Annotated in this window: 14 protein-coding genes; 10 read left to right on the top strand and 4 right to left on the bottom strand. The window is 72.0% G+C overall.

All coding sequences use genetic code 11. The features are described 5' to 3' along the window. Positions 1–25: 25 nt before the first annotated feature. The 4 genes from ACWD01_RS11820 to ACWD01_RS11805 form a co-directional block, all read right to left on the bottom strand. Entirely contained in the window at positions 26–2,557 is a 2,532-nt protein-coding gene (locus tag ACWD01_RS11820; RefSeq protein WP_451160647.1) for a transglutaminase family protein, read from the bottom strand. After that, positions 2,554–3,915, bottom strand: coding sequence for a DUF58 domain-containing protein (locus ACWD01_RS11815; RefSeq protein ID WP_451160645.1), 1,362 nt, complete (start codon positions 3,913–3,915; stop codon positions 2,554–2,556). Before ACWD01_RS11815 ends, ACWD01_RS11820 begins: the two co-directional genes overlap by 4 nt. Continuing rightward, the gene (locus ACWD01_RS11810; protein ID WP_451160643.1) at positions 3,915–4,961 is read right to left on the bottom strand and encodes an AAA family ATPase; all 1,047 of its coding nucleotides are present in this window, start codon (positions 4,959–4,961) and stop codon (positions 3,915–3,917) included. Before ACWD01_RS11810 ends, ACWD01_RS11815 begins: the two co-directional genes overlap by 1 nt. A gap of 197 nt (positions 4,962–5,158) precedes the next feature. Further along, a complete protein-coding gene (locus tag ACWD01_RS11805) occupies positions 5,159–5,704 on the bottom strand; it encodes a beta-class carbonic anhydrase (protein WP_451160641.1) in 546 nt (181 codons plus the stop codon). Between the two features lie 273 nt (positions 5,705–5,977). Here ACWD01_RS11805 and rsmH point away from each other — a divergent pair, with 273 nt between their 5' ends. From rsmH to ACWD01_RS11755, 10 genes are all read left to right on the top strand, one after another. Continuing rightward, a complete protein-coding gene (gene rsmH, locus ACWD01_RS11800; RefSeq protein ID WP_451160639.1) occupies positions 5,978–6,934 on the top strand; it encodes a 16S rRNA (cytosine(1402)-N(4))-methyltransferase RsmH in 957 nt (318 codons plus the stop codon). 55 nt (positions 6,935–6,989) lie between these two features. Further along, a complete protein-coding gene (locus ACWD01_RS11795) occupies positions 6,990–7,592 on the top strand; it encodes an FtsB family cell division protein (protein ID WP_451160637.1) in 603 nt (200 codons plus the stop codon). Positions 7,593–7,596: 4 nt separating this feature from the next. After that, positions 7,597–9,567 carry a peptidoglycan D,D-transpeptidase FtsI family protein gene (locus tag ACWD01_RS11790; protein WP_451160635.1) on the top strand — a complete coding sequence of 657 codons (1,971 nt, stop codon included), beginning with the start codon at positions 7,597–7,599 and terminating at the stop codon, positions 9,565–9,567. 15 nt (positions 9,568–9,582) lie between these two features. Beyond that, the gene (locus ACWD01_RS11785; RefSeq protein WP_451160633.1) at positions 9,583–11,265 is read left to right on the top strand and encodes a UDP-N-acetylmuramoyl-L-alanyl-D-glutamate--2,6-diaminopimelate ligase; all 1,683 of its coding nucleotides are present in this window, start codon (positions 9,583–9,585) and stop codon (positions 11,263–11,265) included. 4 nt (positions 11,266–11,269) lie between these two features. Further along, positions 11,270–12,697 (top strand): UDP-N-acetylmuramoyl-tripeptide--D-alanyl-D-alanine ligase, encoded by a 1,428-nt coding sequence (locus ACWD01_RS11780; RefSeq protein WP_451160631.1) that lies wholly within the window; start codon positions 11,270–11,272, stop codon positions 12,695–12,697. Next, positions 12,694–13,764, top strand: coding sequence for a phospho-N-acetylmuramoyl-pentapeptide-transferase (gene mraY, locus ACWD01_RS11775; protein WP_451160629.1), 1,071 nt, complete (start codon positions 12,694–12,696; stop codon positions 13,762–13,764). Before ACWD01_RS11780 ends, mraY begins: the two co-directional genes overlap by 4 nt. After that, positions 13,746–15,173 carry a UDP-N-acetylmuramoyl-L-alanine--D-glutamate ligase gene (gene murD, locus ACWD01_RS11770; RefSeq protein WP_451160627.1) on the top strand — a complete coding sequence of 476 codons (1,428 nt, stop codon included), beginning with the start codon at positions 13,746–13,748 and terminating at the stop codon, positions 15,171–15,173. Before mraY ends, murD begins: the two co-directional genes overlap by 19 nt. Positions 15,174–15,577: 404 nt before the next feature. After that, on the top strand, positions 15,578–16,957 hold the full coding sequence (ftsW, locus tag ACWD01_RS11765; RefSeq protein WP_451160713.1) for a putative lipid II flippase FtsW: 1,380 nt from the start codon (positions 15,578–15,580) through the stop codon (positions 16,955–16,957). A gap of 6 nt (positions 16,958–16,963) precedes the next feature. Next, positions 16,964–18,058 (top strand): undecaprenyldiphospho-muramoylpentapeptide beta-N-acetylglucosaminyltransferase, encoded by a 1,095-nt coding sequence (gene murG / locus ACWD01_RS11760; RefSeq protein ID WP_451160625.1) that lies wholly within the window; start codon positions 16,964–16,966, stop codon positions 18,056–18,058. 13 nt (positions 18,059–18,071) lie between these two features. Further along, on the top strand, positions 18,072–18,905 hold the full coding sequence (locus ACWD01_RS11755) for a cell division protein FtsQ/DivIB (protein ID WP_451160623.1): 834 nt from the start codon (positions 18,072–18,074) through the stop codon (positions 18,903–18,905). Positions 18,906–18,933: the final 28 nt, after the last annotated feature.

Below are 18,933 nucleotides of genomic sequence, written 5' to 3'. Positions count from 1 at the left end.
CCTGTGCGGCCCGGCCCCGGGCGTCTCAGCCCTGCTGCCGCGACGGGCGGCGCAACGTCCGGGCCCACCGGTCCAGCCGCAGCCGCCGTATCTGCCACCGGTCCGTGACGGCCGACCAGCGCGCCGTCAGCGCCCATACGGCACGGACGGAGGAGCGGGGCAGCAGCACGGCCCGCATCCGGGTCCGGAAGCTTACGGCGCCGAGCAGCCCCGACTGGATCCGCCGGGCGTCCTCCGCGAGCCCCGTGCCCGGCTCCGGTACGGGCGCGTAGAGAACCTGCTCCACCGAGCGGGCCATCCGGTGCACGGCTGCCGCCGGTTCGTCCTCCAGCTTGCCCAGCCGGACGATGCGTGCCGCCGTCTTGCGGGGCGTCAGCGATTCGTCGGGCAGGACACCCACGTCCCACGCGGAGTCCGTGACCTCCTGCCAGACCGCCAGCGTCCGGCCGGGGTCGGCCGCCGCCGCACGTCCCCCGGCCGCGCTGCCCTGCGCGTCGAGCGACACGGCGCCGGCGCCGCCCGCGCCGGCGTCCGGGCCGGGCGACTGCGGCTCGTCCTTCGCCGGCCGGACCGGTGACCCGGCCAGCCGCCGGGAACGCGTCACGAGCCGCCACAGCAGCGGCACGGACAGCAGCAGCAGGCCGGCGGCGACACCGAAGGAGGTCATCAGCACCGTGCCCAGTGACGAGTCGTCCGCCTGCGGCGGCTGCACGTCACGCGGATCGGCGGCGCCGCACTCACCCAGCTGCCGCTGCTGCCGGGGGCACGCGTCCTCCGGACGGTCCGACGGCTCGGGGGCGGCGGTGGCGCCGTCATCCGGCTGCGCCGGATCGGAGGGACCGCCGGCCGGCGTCTGCTCCTGGGTGTACTCGGGACGCGATCCACGGCTCGGAGTCGGCTCGAAACGGGTCCACCCCACGCCCTCGAAGTACAGCTCGGGCCAGGCGTGGGCGTCGCGCAGACCGACCGACACCGTGCCGTCCGACTGCGTGGCCCCCGGCTGGAAGCCCACGGCGACACGGGCGGGGATGCCCAGCGTGCGCGCCATCGCGGCCATCGAGAAGGAGAAGTGGACGCAGAAGCCCTCCTTCTGCTTCAGGAAGCGGCTGATCGCGGTGACGCCCGTACCCGACCGGACCTCGGTGTTGTAGGTGAAGCCCCCGTCGAGGGAGAACCAGTCCTCGAGCTTCTTCGCCTTCTCGTAGTCGTTGGCCGCGCCCTCGGTCACCGTGAGCGCCGCCTTCCCCACGTCCTCCGGGAGCACGTCGGGAACCTCGGTGTACTCCCGCAGCAGCGCGGCGGGCGCCTCGGGCGCGGCCGCCAGCTGCTCCTGGGTGGGCTGCACGATCATGCTGTTGACCGAGTACTGCGCCCCTGCCGTGGTCTGGTCGCGGTCGCCGACCAGCGTCCGTCCGGCGGGCTCGTAGCGCCAGCGGCCCTCGATGGCCACCGTCGTCGCCGGGAAGGGCATCGGCAGCCAGTTCTGCTTGTACGAACCGGCCGCGGAGATGTTGGTGCGGACCTCGGTGACCTGGACCGACGGGCGCAGCCCCGCCGGATCCGGCAGCCGCTCCGGTACGCCGGTGACCTTGCGCTCCGAGGAGCGCCACGAGGTGCCGTCGAACCGGTCGAGAGCCAGGATCCGCAGATACATGTCCTCGTTGTCGGGCGCGTTGCTGCGGTACCGCAGCACCTCCCGGTTCTGCGGCTGGTTCAGATTGTCCTGGAGCGAGACCAGCGGATTGACGGCCGAGATCGTGCCGCCACCGCCGCCGATCCCGCCGCCGGGGCCATTGCCCACGCTGCCGATCAGTCCGCCGTTCAGGGCAGGCAGTGCCGCTGGCACCGCGAGCGCGATGCCGAGCGCGAGGACGCCGATACGGCGGCCGGCACGCACCGGCGCCTGCGGCCGGCCCTCCGCCTGCCCGAGGCCGCCCGTCGAACGGCCGCGGGGCGCCGTGGCCCCGCCGAAGACGCGCCCCCACTGGGACAGCCGGTCCCGGCCCTCCGCGAGGAGCAGCACCAGATAGCCGGAGGCCGCCAGCAGGAACCACAGCCCGCTTGCGCCGCCGCCGGACAGCCCGGCGGCCACCGAGTAGAGCGCCAGCAGCGGCAGCCCTGCCGGGGCCGCGCTGCGGAACGTCACAGCCAGCGCGTCGACCGCGAGGCCGATCAGCAGCACGCCGCCGATCACCATCAGCCTGATGCCGTCGGTCGCCGGGGCCGGGATCGCGTACCGGCCCACGTCGTCGGCGCCGGCCCGCAGCAGCTCGCCGAAGTGGGCGAACGCCTCCGGCCCCGGCAGCACACCGAGGAAGCTGTGGCCGCGGGCGAAGACGACGGTGAGCACCAGCAGCGTGACCAGCGCCTGCACCGCCACGGTCAGCGGCCTGGCCAGCGGCACCCGCCTGGCGAGCGCACCGACCCCGGTCTGGATCGCCAGCACCAGCGCCGCCTGGAATATCCAGGTCGGCGGGTCCACCAGCGGCAGCAGGGCTCCCGCCGCCATCAGCGTGGCAGCGAAGGCGCACACCGCGAGCCTTCCGCGACCGCTCATGACCAGCCTCCGGATGAGCCGTACGCACCGGTGCCCGACGGCTCGGTGCGATCCCGTGCCGCCTGCTGCCACAGATCCGCGAGCGGCGCACCGGGCGGGACGGCGAGCGCGGTCCATCCCGCCTCGCGGAGCTGCCGCAGCCGCTCCTCGACCGGACCGGGCACCGAGCCGCCGGTCAGCCACGTCCCGCTGTCGAGCACGAAGGCGACCGCGGCGCCGCTCCTGCTGCGCATCCGGGCCGCGAGCGCGGTCTGTTCGTCGTCGAGGTCGCCGAAGAAGGCGATCAGCAGCCCTTCGTTCGTGCCGCGCAGCACGTCGTACGAGCGGGACAGGCCCGCGCCGTCGGAGTGGTCCACGACGGAGAGCGTGTCCATCATCATTCCGGCGGCCTCCGCGGACTCCTGGGAGGAGCCGGCGAAGCCCTCGGCGCCCTGCCCGGGCACGGAGCTGCCGGTGTCCGTCAGCAGCCGCACGGAGAAGCCCCGTTCCAGCAGGTGCATCAGGGCGGAGGCCGCGCCGGACACCGCCCACTCGAACGCCGAGTCCGGTCCGGCCCCCTGGAAAGCCACCCGCCGGGTGTCCAGCAGCACGGTGCACCGGGCCCGCTGCGGCTGCTCCTCGCGCCGGACCATCAGCTCGCCGTACCGCGCGGTGGAGCGCCAGTGCACCCTGCGCAGGTCGTCACCGTGGCGGTACGCGCGCGGGATGATGTCGTCGTCGCCGGCCAGGGCGAGCGAGCGCTGCCGGCCCTCCCCGTAGCCGGAGGCCTCGCCGGCGAGCCGGACGGCGGGCAGGGTCTCGGTGCGCGGCACGACCGTGAGCGTGTCGAACGCGCTGAACGACCGGGTGAGTTCGCACATGCCGAACGGGTCGGTCAGCCGCAGCTGGAGCGGCCCCAGGGGGTAGCGCCCCCGCAGGTCCGAGCGGACCCGGTAGGAGACCTCGCGCCGGCCGCCCGCCTCGACCCGGTCGAGCACGAACCGCGGCCGCGGGCCCAGCACGTACGGCACATGGTCCTGGAGCATCAGCAGCCCGGTCGGCATCCGGGAGACGTTGTCCATGCGCAGATGGACCCGCGCCTCCGAACCGGCGGGCACCCGTCCGGGGGACAGCCGCCGGCTGGCCGCGACCCGGTAGCGCGTGCGGTACAGCACGACCACACAGATCAGCGGCAGCCCGGCGAGCAGCAGCCCCACCCGCAGCAGGTCGCTCTGGCCCAGGACATAGGCGCAGACGGCGGCCGCCACACCGGCCGCGAGGAACGAACGGCCCCGGGTGGTGAGCCCGCCGAGCGCCGCGCGCACCCCGCCCCCGTGGCCGTCCGGACCCGGCGAGGCATCGGGCCCTGCGGCCGTCATCACAGCCGCCGGGCGCCGGGCTGCTGCCCGTAGAACGGCGTGCGGTCCGGGCCGCCGCCGACGTACGACCCGTCCGCGCTGCCGGTCGTGGGCACCGCGGTGCGCTGGACGATGTCGAGCACGACCTGCTCGGCGGTCCGGCGGTTGAGCTGAGCCTGCGCCGTCGGCAGCAGCCGGTGCGCGAGCACCTGGACGGCGAGCGCCTGCACGTCGTCCGGCAGGGCGTACTCACGGCCGCTGAGGGCGGCGGACGCCTTCGCGGCGCGCAGCAGGTGAAGCGTGGCACGCGGGGACGCCCCGAGTCTGAGATCGGGGTGGCTGCGCGTCGCGGAGACGAGCTCCACCGCATACCGGCGGACGGACTCGGCGACGTGCACCGCGCGTACGGCCTCGATCAGCTTCACGATCTCGTGGGCGTGCGCCACGGGCTGCAGGTCGTCCAGCGGGGAGACCCCGCCGTGCACGTCGAGCATCTGCAGCTCGGCGGCGGCGCTCGGGTAGCCGATCGAGACGCGTGCCATGAAACGGTCGCGCTGCGCCTCGGGCAGCGGATAGGTGCCCTCCATCTCCACCGGGTTCTGGGTGGCCACCACCATGAACGGATTGGGCAGTTCGTAGCTGTGTCCGTCGATGGTGACCTGGCGTTCCTCCATCGACTCCAGCAGCGCCGACTGCGTTTTGGGCGACGCGCGGTTGATCTCGTCGCCGATCACGATCTGGGCGAAGATCGCGCCCGGCTTGAATTCGAACTCACGCCGCTGCTGGTCGAAGATCGACACACCCGTCACATCGGACGGCAGCAGGTCCGGCGTGAACTGAATACGCCGCACGGAACAGTCGATGGACCGTGCCAGCGTCTTGGCCAGCATCGTCTTGCCCACGCCGGGGACATCTTCGATGAGCAGATGTCCCTCGGCCAGCAATACGGTCAGCGAAAGCCGTACGACCTCTGGCTTGCCCTCGATCACGCTCTCGACCGACCTGCGGACACGATCCGCGGTTGTGGTCAGATCCGTGAGGCTCGCTCGATCGTCATAGGTCGTCACCCGGCCCTCCTCGGCCCGTTCATAGGGCCGGCGCCTTGGACGGCACGGCCCACCCCGAAACACGGACACCGCTTCCGGAGGGTCCGGAAGCGCGTCCCACAGGCATTCTTGTTTGCGTTCCCGTGTTGTGTCACTTGCCTGTGGACAAGTGGGTGGGATATGTCGGGGTTGAGCCGTTTCGTCCAGTGCTCGACTGCTTACGCAGCGGGGTCGATCTCCCTCAGCAGTCCCGTCGTGACGTCGAAGACGAAGCCGCGGATGTCGTCGGCGTGCAGCAGGAACGGCGAGGTGCGCACCCGCTGCATCGACTGCCGGACGTCCTGGTCGACATCGCGGAACGCCTCGACCGCCCACGCGGGACGCTGCCCGACCTCCGCCTCCAGTTCCATACGGAAATCCTCCGTGATGGTCTCAAGGCCGCAGCCGGTGTGGTGCACGAGGATCACGCTGCGGGTGCCCAGCGCGCGCTGGCTGATGGTGAGTGAGCGGATCACGTCGTCGGTGACGACGCCGCCGGCGTTGCGGATCGTGTGGCAGTCGCCCAGTTCGAGCCCGAGCGCCGCGTGCAGGTCCAGTCGGGCGTCCATGCAGGCGACGACCGCGACTTTGAGGACCGGGCGGGCGTCCATGCCCGGGTCCTCGAACTCCGCGGCGTACTTCCGGTTCGCCTCGACGAGACGGTCAGTGACGGTGCCGCCGGTACGCACGGTGTCGGCGGCGGGCTGGTGCGCAGAAGTCGACATGGAAAGAAGGTAACGGTCACGGCCCTGGCCGGCCCGGTGTGAGAGCGGACAAAAGAACGTCAACGACCCGTCCTGTGAGGTAACCCACAAGCGTCACACGGCGGTCCGCGCGACGCGCTGGCCGGTTGATTGACCGGCCGGACCAGTGCACTAAAGTGACGCGAAGTTCACGGACACCAACCGCACAACCGGTGGTTTCCCGCACAATTCCCCGCGTGCGCGGCGTACGCACGGCCCGGCCATGACCCGCCCGCGCCGGATCTGAGAGGGCGCATGAGCCAGACCCGACACGTCCCGGTGATGCTCCAGCGGTGCCTGGACATGCTGGCCCCCGCGCTTCAGGAGCCGGGCGGAGTCGTCGTCGACTGCACCCTCGGCCTCGGCGGCCACAGCCAGGCCCTGCTCGAGCGCTTCCCCGAGACCCGGCTCGTCGCGCTCGACCGCGACAAGGAGGCGCTGCGCCTCTCCGCCGAGCGGCTCGCCCCGTTCGGCGAGCGGGCGACCCTGGTGCACGCCGTCTACGACGAGCTCCCCGAGGTCCTCGACCGCCTCGGCATCCCCAAGGTCCAGGGCGTGCTGTTCGACCTCGGCGTCTCCTCCATGCAGCTCGACGAGGCGGAACGGGGCTTCGCCTACGCCCAGGACGCCCCGCTCGACATGCGCATGGACCAGAGCACCGGCCTCAGCGCCGCGGAGGTCCTCAACACCTACCCCCCCGGCGAACTGGTGCGCATCCTGCGCGCGTACGGCGAGGAGAAGCAGGCCAAGCGGATCGTGTCCGCCGTCGTGCGGGAGCGCGCGAAGGAGCCCTTCACCAACAGCGCCCGGCTCGTCGAGCTGATCCGCGACGCACTGCCGCAGGCGGCCAAGCGCACCGGCGGCAACCCGGCCAAGCGCACCTTCCAGGCCCTGCGCATCGAGGTGAACGGCGAACTGGCCGTCCTCGAGCGGGCGATCCCCGCCGCGGTCTCCGCGCTCGCCGTGGGCGGCCGGATCGCCGTCCTCTCGTACCACTCCCTCGAGGACCGGCTCGTCAAGCAGGTCTTCGCGGCCGGCGCGGCGAACACCGCCCCGCCCGGACTGCCCGTGGTCCCCGAGCAGTACCAGCCCCGGCTGAAGCTGCTGACCCGCGGAGCGGAACTGCCCACCGACGAAGAGGTCGCACAGAACCGCCGTGCGGCTCCGGCGCGTCTGAGGGGGGCACAGCGCATCCGGGAGGACGTCGCGTGAGCGCGGCGGACGGGGTGACGCGCACGGCCGACGCGGCGGCGAAGGGGAGGACACCTTGAGCACACCGGCCAAGCAGCTGAAGGGATCGGCCGCGCGGCTCGCGCGGCTGCTGCCGTCGGGCCCGAGCACCGCGGCCCGCGCACCCTTCGTCCTGCTGGTCGTGCTCATCCTCTCAGGCGGGCTGATCACACTCCTGCTGCTGAACTCGTCACTCAGCCAGGGATCGTTCGAGCTGAGCGAACTCAAGAAGAAGACCACCGAACTCACCGACGAGCAGCAGGCGCTGCAACGCGACGTTGACCGCCACTCGGCCCCCGACGCCCTCGAGCGGCGCGCCCGCGAACTCGGCATGGTGCCCGGCGGCGGCCCCGCCTTCCTCGGCCCGGACGGCAAGGTCCTCGGCGTACCGCAGAAGGCCACCGCGGAGCCCCTGCCGCCCGCGCCGGAGCCGTCACAGACGGACGACCCCTCCGCCACGCCGTCCGGGCAGGCCACGCCCCCCGACACCGCGTCCGGCGACGCCGCCGCGCAGCCGGGCGCCGCCGCGTCCCCGCAGACCCAGGGCCTGTCCGGACCGCCCGCAGGACCCGGCGACGCCGAGCCCGCCCCCGCCCCCCGTACGTCCCCGCAGCCGAACCCGACGACCCCCGGCAGGTGACGCAGTGCCCCCCAAGGAACCACCGCGGCGCCGGGTATCAGGCCCGGCACGGCGGCCCACCGCGCAGCGCCCCGGACAGCGGCCACGGCGACCGTCCGCCGCCGGCCGGCCGCGCGGCGGACAGCGCCCCGGCCCGCGCCGCGTCCGGCTCGGCAACCCGCGCCCCCGGCTGAGGCTGGTCAGTCTCGGTCTCACCCTGGTCATGCTCGCGTTCGTGATCCGGCTGCTCCAGGTGCAGGCCGTCGACGCCAGCACCTACGCGGCCAAGGCGGAGAAGAACCGCTACCTCAGCCACGACCTCGCCGCCGAACGGGGCAGGATCACCGACCGCGCCGGGATCGCGCTGGCCACCAGCGTCGACGCGCACGACATCACCGCCGACCCGAAGATGTTCACGCCAGAGGACAGCAACTCGCCCAACGCGCCCGAACAGGCCGCGCAGCTCCTCGCCCCCATCCTCGGCAAGGACCCCGCCGACCTCGCCAAGAGACTGAAGAAGCCCGGCTCCCGCTACGCCGTACTGGCCCGCCGCCAGACCCCGCAGGTGTGGAACCAGATCAAGGACCTCAAGGGCGTCTACGCGGAGAAGGCCGCTGCCGACAAGCGCAGGGGCGGCCCCGGGGCCAACGTGCTCGCGGGCGTCTTCCAGGAGCCCAGCAGCACCCGCGTCTACCCCAACGGCGATCTCGCCGCCGGGATACTGGGCTTCGTCAACGCGGCGAACCGCGGCGGCGGCGGCATCGAGTCCATGCTCGACGAGACGCTCGCAGGCAAGGACGGCACCATCACCTACGCCCAGTCCGGCGGCCGCCGCGTCCCCACCGCCACGTCGCGCGAGGTGCCCGCCGTGCCCGGCTCCGACGTGGAGCTCACCATCGACCGCGACATCCAGTGGGCCGCTCAGCAGGCCATGGAGGAGCAGGTCAAGAAGTCCAGGGCCGACCGCGGCTACGTCATCGTGCAGAACACCCGCACCGGCGAGGTCCTCGCCATGGCCAACGCCCCCGGCTACGACCCCGGCGACCTGAGCACCGTCACCCCCGGCACGCTCGGCAACGCCGCCCTGCAGGACGCGTTCGAACCCGGCTCCACCGCCAAGGTGATGTCGATGGCCGCCGTGCTCGAGGAGAAGAAGGCCACCCCGGGCACCCATGTCGTCGTCCCCAACCGGCTGCACCGAGGCGACCGCCTCTTCAAGGACGACATCGACCACCCCACCTGGTATCTCACCCTCAACGGCGTCCTCGCCAAGTCCAGCAACATCGGCACCATCCTGGCCACCGGGCAGCTGGGGAAGACCCAGCCGGAGGCCAACAAGGTGCTCCACTCCTATCTGCGCAAGTTCGGCATCGGCCGCCCGACCGGCCTCGGCTACCCGGGCGAGACTCGGGGCATCCTCGCCCAGCCGCAGGACTGGTCCACCTCGCAGCAGTACACGATCCCCTTCGGGCAGGGTCTGTCGGTCAATGCCATGCAGGCCGCCTCCGTGTACTCGACCATCGCCAACGGCGGCGTACGCATCGAGCCCACGCTGGTCCGCGGGACCAGGGGCCCGGACGGGCGCTTCACACCCGCCGAGGAGCCCGAGAAGACCCGGGTCATCAGCAAGAAGACCGCCAAGACCCTCGCCACCATGCTCGAGTCCGTCGTCGACGACGAGGAGGGCACCGGAACCAAGGCCCGCATCCCCGGCTACCGTGTCGCGGGCAAGACCGGAACGGCCAACCGCGTCGACCCCGAACTGGGCGTCTACAAGGGCTACACCGCCTCGTTCGCCGGCTTCGCGCCGGCCGACGACCCGCAGATCACCGTCTACTGCGCCATCCAGAACCCCACCAAGGGCAGTTACTTCGGCGGCCAGATCTGCGGACCCATCTACCAAAAGGTCATGGCCTTCGCGCTCAAGACCCTGCAGGTCGCCCCGACCGGCAAGGGACCCGCACGGCTGCCCGTGACCTTCGATCCCGGTGAGTGACCGGAGGTACCACCAGTGACGACGATCACCCCTGATTCCGGGAACCGACCCGGGGACCGCCCCTCATTTTCGCCCGCGCCCGGTGCGCCCGGTACGCTCACCGCCGTGCCACACGCTGATCAGTACCGAACGACCCAGCAGGACGCGGCCCCGAAACACCCGGGAGCGCCCCGTCCTGACCGGCCCCGCCCGACGAAGCTCGGGGATCTGGCGGCCAGACTGGGGGTGGAGACCCAGGGCGCCGCGGAGATCACCGGCATCACCCACGACTCACGGGCGGTACGCCCCGGCGACCTGTACGCCGCCCTGCCCGGCGCCCGGCTCCACGGCGCCGACTTCGTGGCCCAGGCCGCCGACCTCGGAGCGGCCGCCGTCCTCACCGACAGCACCGGCGCCGAACGCGCCGCCGCCACCGGCCTGCCGGTCCTCGTCACCGACGACCCGCGCGGCCGGATGGGCGAACTCGCGGCGGAGATCTACGGCCACCCCGGGAACGACCTGCTGCAGATCGGCATCACCGGCACCTCCGGCAAGACCACCACCGCCTATCTCGTCGAGGGCGGCCTCCGGGCGGCCGGGCGCTCCACCGGCCTGATCGGCACGGTCGAGATGCGCATCGGCGACGAGCGCATCAAGTCCGAGCGCACCACCCCCGAGGCCACCGACCTCCAGGCGCTCTTCGCGGTCATGCGCGAACGCGGCGCCGACTCGGTCGCCATGGAGGTCTCCAGCCACGCCCTGGTGCTCGGCCGGGTCGACGGCTGTGTCTTCGACGTCGCCGTCTTCAACAACCTCAGCCCCGAGCACATGGAATTCCACTCCGACATGGAGGACTACTTCCAGGCGAAGGCTCAGCTGTTCACCCCGCGCCGCAGCCGGAAGGCGGTCGTCAACCTGGACGACGAGTACGGCCGCAGGCTCGTCGACGAGGCCACCGTGCCCGTCACCACGTTCTCCGCCGAGGGCCACCCCGACGCCGACTGGCGCGCGGAGGACGTCGAGGTCGGCACCCGCGGCTCCACGTTCACCGCGGTGGGCCCGGCGGGCGAGCGGGTACGAGCGGAGGCGCCGCTGCCCGGCCCGTTCAACGTCGCCAACACCCTGGCCGCCGTCGTCACCCTCGCCGTCGCCGGGCTCGACCCGCAGACCGCCGCCGACGGGGTCGCCGCCGTACCCGGCGTGCCGGGCCGGCTGGAGCGCGTCGACGCCGGCCAGCCGTACCTCGCGGTGGTGGACTACGCGCACAAGACCGACGCCGTCGAATCGGTCCTGCGCTCGCTGCGCAAGGTCACCGAGGGCAGGATCCACATCGTGCTCGGCTGCGGCGGAGACCGCGACCGGACCAAGCGCGGACCCATGGGCGCCGCCGCCGCGCGACTGGCCGACACCGCCGTACTCACCTCCGACAACCCGCGCGGCGAGGACCCCCTCGCGATCCTCGCCACGATGCTCGCGGGCGCGGCGGAGGTGCCGATCCACGAACGCGGCGACGTCATGGTCCACGAGGACCGGGCCGCCGCCATCGCCGAGGCCGTCGCCCGCGCGCAGGACGGCGACACCGTGCTCGTCGCCGGCAAGGGCCACGAGCAGGGCCAGGACATCGCGGGAGTGATCCGCCCGTTCGACGACCGCCAGGAGCTGCGGGCGGCCATCGAACGCTCGCTCAGCGGCGCAGCCGTCAAGAACAGTCAGGGATGACCCAGTGATCGCCCTCTCCCTCGCCGAGATCGCCGAAATCGTCGGCGGGCAGCCGCACGACATACCGGATCCGGCCACGCCGGTCACCGGCCCCGTCGTCATCGACTCCCGCGCCGTGGAGCCCGGCAGTCTCTTCGCCGCCTTCCGGGGCGAGAACGTCGACGGCCACGACTACGCGGAACGCGCGGTGGCCCAGGGCGCGGTGGCCGTACTGGCCACCCGCCCCCTCGGCGTACCCGCCATCGTCGTCGACGACGTGCAGAGCGCCTTGGGGCGCCTGGCCCGCGCCGTGGTCGAACGCCTCGGCACCACGCTCGTCGCGCTCACCGGCTCGGCCGGGAAGACCAGCACCAAGGACCTGATCGCCCAGGTGCTCCAGCGCAAGGGGCCCACCGTCTGGACCCCCGGCTCCCTCAACAACGAGATCGGCCTGCCCCTCACCGCACTGCGCGCCACCGAGGAGACCGAGCACCTGGTGCTGGAGATGGGTGCGCGCGGAATCGGCCATATCCGCTACCTCACCGAACTGACCCCGCCCAGGATCGGCCTCGTGCTGAACGTCGGCAGCGCCCACATCGGCGAGTTCGGCGGCCGCGAGCAGATCGCGCAGGCCAAGGGCGAGCTGGTCGAGTCGCTGCCCCCGGCGGAAGAGGGCGGCGTCGCCGTGCTCAACGCCGACGACCCCCTGGTCCGCGCCATGGCAACGCGCACCGCGGCCCGGGTACTTCTGTTCGGAGAGTCCGGCGAGGCCGCCGTACGTGCCGAGAATGTCCGGCTCACGGAGCTCGGGCAACCCACCTTCACGCTCCACACACCCACCGGGTGCAGTGACGTGACCATGCGGCTGTACGGTGAGCACCACGTGTCGAACGCGCTCGCCGCGGCCGCCGTCGCCCATGAGCTGGACATGCCCGCCGACGAGATCGCCCTGGCGCTCTCCGAAGCCGGCACCCTCTCCCGCTGGCGCATGGAGGTCACCGAGCGTCCGGACGGCGTGACGGTCGTCAACGACGCCTACAACGCGAACCCCGAGTCCATGCGTGCCGCGCTGCGTGCGCTGGCCGCCATGGGCGAAGCCGCACGGGCGAAAGGGGGGCGCACGTGGGCGGTGCTCGGGCAGATGGCCGAGCTCGGTGACGAGGCACTCGTCGAGCACGACGCGGTCGGGCGGCTCGCCGTCCGGCTCAACGTCGGCAAGCTCGTCGCGGTCGGGGGCAGGGAGGCGTCCTGGATGCAACTGGGCGCATACAACGAGGGTTCGTGGGGTGAGGAGTCGGTGCACGTGTCCGACGCGCAGGCGGCGGTCGACCTGTTGCGCAAAGAGTTGCGCCCGGGAGACGTCGTGCTGGTGAAGGCTTCCAGGTCGGTCGGTCTGGAGCGGATCGCACAGGAGCTGCTCGAGGGTCTCGAGGGTGAGGGTGCCGTCCGATGAGGCAGATCCTCTTCGCGGGAGCCATCGGTCTCTTCCTGACCCTGGTCGGGACCCCGCTGCTGATCAAGCTGCTGGCCCGCAAGGGATACGGGCAGTTCATCCGCGACGACGGCCCGCGCACCCACGGAAGCAAGAAGGGCACGCCCACCATGGGCGGCATCTCCTTCATCCTGGCCACGCTCATCGCCTACGCGCTCGCCAAGGTGATCACGGGTGAGGACCCGACCTTCTCGGGTGTGCTGGTGCTCTTCCTCATGGCCGGCATGGGCCTGGTCGGCTTCCTCGACGACTACATCAAGATCGTCAAGCAGCGCTCGCTCGGTCTGCGCGCCAAGGCGAAGATGGCCGGGCAGCTGATCGTCGGCATCGCCTTCGCCGTGCTGTCACTGCAGTTCGCCGACCAGCGCGGCAACACCCCGGCCTCCACCAAGCTGTCGTTCATCACCGACTTCGGCTGGTCCATCGGCCCGGTGCTGTTCGTCGTCTGGGCGCTGTTCATGATCCTCGCCATGTCGAACGGCGTGAACCTGACGGACGGTCTGGACGGCCTCGCCACCGGCGCGTCGGTGATGGTCTTCGGCGCGTACACCTTCATCGGGCTGTGGCAGTTCCAGGAGTCCTGCGCAAACGCGGTGACCCTGACCAACCCCAACGCCTGCTTCGAGGTACGAGATCCGCTCGACCTCGCGGTCGTCGCCTCCGCGCTGATGGGCTCCTGCTTCGGCTTCCTGTGGTGGAACACCTCACCCGCCAAGATCTTCATGGGCGACACCGGCTCCCTCGCGCTCGGCGGCGCGCTCGCGGGCCTCGCGATCTGCTCCCGTACGGAGTTCCTGCTCGCGCTCCTCGGCGGACTGTTCGTCCTCATCACCATGTCCGTGGTGATCCAGGTCGGTTCGTTCAAGATGACCGGCAAGCGGGTCTTCCGGATGGCGCCGCTCCAGCACCACTTCGAACTCAAGGGGTGGTCCGAAGTCCTTGTGGTGGTCCGGTTCTGGATCATCCAGGGCATGTGCGTGATCGTGGGCCTCGGTCTCTTCTACGCGGGATGGGCAGCCGACAAGTGAGCGACTGGCAGGGCAGGAACATCACCGTCGCCGGCCTCGGCGTGAGCGGCATCAGCGCCGCGCGCGCCCTGGCCGGCCTCGGCGCGAACGTCACCGTCGTGGACGGCGGATCGGGCGACGCGCACGAGGCGCGCGCGGCCGAGATGGCCGCGCTCGGCATCGCCGTGCGCCTCGGTGACGCCGAGACCCTGCCCGCCGGCACCGACCTGGTCGTCACCTCGCCCGGCTGGAAGCCGTCCAGCCCGCTGTTCGCCGCCGCGGCGGCCGCCGGTGTCGACGTCGTCGGCGACGTCGAGATCGCCTGGCGGCTGCGCGGCCCCGGCGCCGCGCCGTGGCTGGCGATCACCGGCACCAACGGCAAGACGACGACGACCCGGATGCTCGCCTCGATCCTGACGGCGGCGGGCCTGCGGACGGCCGCGATCGGCAACATCGGCACGCCGATCGTCGACGTCGTCCTCGGCGACGAGCCGTACGACGTGCTCGCCGTGGAACTCTCCAGCTACCAGCTGCACTGGGCGCCCTCGCTGCGCGCCCACTCCGCGGCCGTGCTCAACCTCGCGCCCGACCATCTCGACTGGCACGGCTCCATGGAGGCGTACGCCGCCGACAAGGGCCGTATCTACGAGGGCAATACGGTCGCCTGCGTCTACAACGCCGCCGACCCGGCCACCGAGGAACTGGTCCGCGCGGCGGACGTCGAGGAGGGCTGCCGGGCCATCGGCTTCACCCTGGGCACCCCGGGACCGTCCCAACTCGGCGTGGTCGAAGGGCTCCTGGTCGACCGGGCGTTCGTCGCCGACCGGCAGAAGCAGGCCCAGGAGCTCGCGGAGGTCGCCGACGTCGACCCGCCGGCGCCCCACAACATCGCCAACGCCCTCGCGGCCGCCGCGCTGGCCCGCGCCTTCGGCGTCGAACCGGCCGCGGTACGGGACGGACTGCGCGCCTTCCGGCCCGACGCACACCGCATCCAGCACATCGCGGACGTCGCGGGCGTCGCCTACATCGACGACTCCAAGGCCACCAACACCCATGCGGCGGAGGCCTCTCTGGCCGCGTACGAGCCGATCGTGTGGATCGCCGGGGGATTGGCCAAGGGCGCCACCTTCGACGAGCTGGTCACGGCCTCGGCGAAGCGCCTGCGGGGCGTCGTCCTCATCGGGGCCGACCGCGCCCTGATCCGGGAAGCCCTCGTGCGACACGCGCCCGAGGTCCCGGTCGTCGACCTCGAGCGGACCGACACTGGGGCGATGTCCGAGGCGGTACGGGAGGCGGCCTCGCTCGCCCGGCCCGGAGACACGGTCCTGCTGGCGCCGGCCTGCGCCTCGATGGACATGTTCACCAATTACAACGAGCGGGGCGAGGCCTTCGCGGAAGCGGTCCGGGCGCTCGCCGACAAGCACGCCTGACAGCCGCGAGGTCCGGCCGGCGCCGGGCACGACTGGAGGGGACAGCCACCATGCCGCCCACCGAAGCCCCCCCACCCCCGGAACCCGCCCTCCCGGCCGATCCGCCCTCGCCAGTCGGCGGCGCTGCCCGGGGAGCTTCCCCGCGCTCGGCGCCGACGCCCGCCGACTCCGTCATGCCACCCGCCGGTGGCGCCGCCCGGGGGGTTTCTTCGCCGCGTTCGGCGCCGGCGCCCGCAGGCTCGCAGGAGTCGGCCTCTCCGCCGTCGCCACCGCTCGCCGCCGGGCAGCGTCCGGCGGACGACACGGCGCTCCGCGCCGGCGTCCCCCGGGAGCGCGGTGCGTGGGGCCGGGTGGACCAGGGCGTCGCTCGTGTGGTGCGCGCCGTGCAGGTGGCGGTCGGCGGGCTGGTGCCCGCGGGGCCGGTACCCGCACTCGCCGGCGCAGCCGGACCCGTCGGCCTCGCGCTGCGCAGCCGCGTCGGCGGCGAGACGCGGCGAGCGCCCGGAGTGCGGGGCGGCAGCGGGTCGCGGACGGCCGGGGCCGCCGGTCCGAGGGGGCCGCGGCGGCTGTACGAGCAGGCGCGCAGGGCCTGGGACCGGCCGCTGACCGCCTACTACCTGATCCTCGGCAGCAGCCTGCTCATCACGGTCCTCGGCCTCGTCATGGTCTACTCCGCGTCGATGATCCAGGCGCTGGAGTACTCGCTCCCCGCTTCCTACTTCTTCCAGAAGCAGTTCGTCGCCGCCGTCATCGGCACCGTACTCCTGCTGCTCGCCTCCCGTATGCCCGCCAAGCTGCACCGGGCCCTGTCGTATCCGCTGCTGATGATCACCGTCTTCCTGATGGTGCTGGTCCAGGTCCCCGGGATAGGGCACGCGGTCAACGGCAATCAGAACTGGATCTATCTCGGCGGCCCCTTCCAGCTCCAGCCCAGCGAGTTCGGCAAGCTCGCCCTGATCCTTTGGGGCGCCGACCTGCTGGCCCGCAAGCAGGACCGGCGGCTGCTGACCCAGTGGAAGCATCTGCTGGTCCCGCTCGTGCCCGTCGCCTTCCTCCTCCTCGGCCTGATCATGCTCGGCGGCGACATGGGCACCGCGATCATCCTGACCGCGATCCTGTTCGGTCTGCTGTGGCTCGCGGGCGCGCCCACCCGGCTCTTCGTCGGGGTGCTCTGCATCGCCGGTTTCGTCGGGCTGATGCTGATCAGGACCAACGAGAACCGGATGTCCCGGCTCGAGTGCATCGGTGCGATCGACCTCGGTCCGGAAGGCGAGTGCTGGCAGGCCGTGCACGGCATCTATGCTCTTGCCTCTGGCGGATGGTTCGGTTCCGGCCTCGGCGCAAGTGTGGAAAAATGGGGCCAACTACCCGAACCGCACACCGACTTCATCTTCGCCATCGCCGGGGAGGAACTGGGCCTGGCGGGGACGCTGTCGGTGCTCGCTCTGTTCGCGGCTCTAGGCTATGCGGGTATCCGCGTCGCCGGACGCACGGAGGACCCCTTCGTGAGGTATGCGGCGGGAGGCGTCACCACGTGGATCACGGCGCAGGCCGTGGTCAACATCGGTGCGGTGCTCGGCCTGCTGCCGATCGCCGGCGTCCCGCTGCCGCTGTTCTCCTACGGAGGGTCCGCCCTGCTGCCGACGATGTTCGCCGTCGGACTGCTGATCGCCTTCGCGCGAGAGGAACCCGCGGCGAAGGCGGCCCTGGCCGTGCGGAGGCCCGGGGTGAGATGGAAGACGATGAGACGGCGCGTCAAGAAGCGTCCGTCCGGAGAGCGGTGAATTTCGGTGCATGTCGTACTCGCCGGCGGGGGGACCGCCGGCCACATCGAGCCCGCGCTCGCCCTCGCGGACGCCCTGCGGAGGCAGGACCCGGCCGTGGGCATCACAGCCCTCGGCACGGAACGCGGACTCGAGACCAGGCTCGTGCCGGAGCGCGGCTACGAGCTGGCGCTCATCCCCGCCGTTCCGCTGCCACGCAAGCCCACCCCGGAGCTGATCACCGTCCCCGGGCGGCTGCGCGGCACCATCAAGGCCGCCGAGCAGATCATCGAGCGCACGAAGGCGGACTGCGTCGTCGGTTTCGGCGGTTACGTCGCGCTGCCCGGCTACCTCGCCGCCAAGCGCCTCGGCGTGCCGATCGTCATCCACGAGGCCAACGCCCGCCCCGGCCTCGCCAACAAGATCGGCTCCCGCTACGCCGCCGGCGTGGCCGTCGCCACGCCCGACAGCAAGCTGCGCGGTGCGCGCTACATCGGCATCCCGCTGCGCCACACCATCGCGACGCTCGACCGCGCCAGGGTCCGTCCCGAGGCGCGCGCGGCCTTCGGCCTCGACCCGAATCTGCCGACCCTGCTGGTCTCCGGCGGTTCGCAGGGTGCCCGCCGGCTCAACGAGGTGATCCAGCAGATCGCCCCGGTGCTCCAGCGTTCCGGCATCCAGATCCTGCACGCGGTCGGACCGAAGAATGAAATGCCGCGCGTGGACAACATGCCCGGGATGCCGCCCTATGTGCCGGTACCGTACGTGGACCGGATGGATCTCGCGTACGCCGCGGCCGACATGATGCTCTGCCGCGCGGGCGCGATGACCGTCGCCGAACTCTCCGCCGTGGGCCTCCCCGCCGCCTACGTCCCGCTGCCGATCGGCAACGGCGAACAGCGGCTCAACGCCCAGCCGGTGGTGAAGGCCGGCGGCGGACTGCTGGTCGACGACGCCGAACTGACTCCCGAGTGGGTCCAGGGCAACGTCCTTCCGGTGCTCGCCGATCCGCACCGGCTGTACGAGATGTCGCGCGCGGCCGCCGAGTTCGGCCGCAGGGACGCCGACGACCTGCTCGTCGGCATGGTGTACGAGGCGATTGCTGCACGCCGCAAGGCGTGAGAAGGCAGGGAGCGTGGCCGGACCGACCACCGCGAAACGCAGCGAGCGGGGCCCCTCCGACGGACCGGACGGGCCGAACGGCTCGAACCGGGCGGGCGGCAGGGGCCGTCCGTCCCGCGAGGGCACGCCTTCCGGCCGCTTCCGCCGGCCCGGCCCCCGCTTCCTGCTGATCGCCGCCGGCGCGCTCCTCCTCGTGACCGGTGTCCTCTGGCTGCTCTACGGCTCCTCGTGGCTGCGCACCGAACACGTGGAGACCACCGGCACCGAAGTGCTCACCCCCGCCCAGGTGGAGGCCGCGGCGCGGGTGCCGATCGGCGCACCCCTCGTCTCGGTCGACACGGACGCCGTCGAGGCCAGGCTGCGGCGGGCACTGCCCCGTATCGACTCCGTGGAGGCCGAGCGTTCGTGGCCGCACGGGATCGAACTGGTCGTGACCGAACGAAAGCCGGTCCTGTTGCTCGAAAAGGGCGCAAAGTTTGTCGAAGTGGACGCGGACGGTGTCCGATTCGCGACTGTCGCCGAAGCGCCGAAAGGTGTTCCTCTGCTACGCCTGGAAGTTGACGGTTCGCCGAGTCTGAAGAGATTCGGCGCGGACCGACTGGTCGCGGAGGCGGTCCGGGTCAGGCGTGGACTTCCCGCGAAAGCCGCCGCCGATCTGAAGAGTGTGAAAGTAGTCTCGTACGACTACATCTCCCTGGAGTTGAGCGGCAATCGCACCGTGGTGTGGGGCAGCTCGGAGGGGGGCGAAGCGAAGGCCCGCGCGCTCGAAGCGCTCATGAAAGCAGCTCCGAAAGCCGAGTACTTCGATGTCAGCGCACCCAGCGCCCCTGCCGCGTCAGGGAGTTGACGCGCATCTGCGCTGGCCAGCACCCTGG

This window comes from Streptomyces sp. NPDC002835 (assembly GCF_053591995.1).
This window is presented reverse-complemented; position numbering and strand designations above follow the sequence as displayed.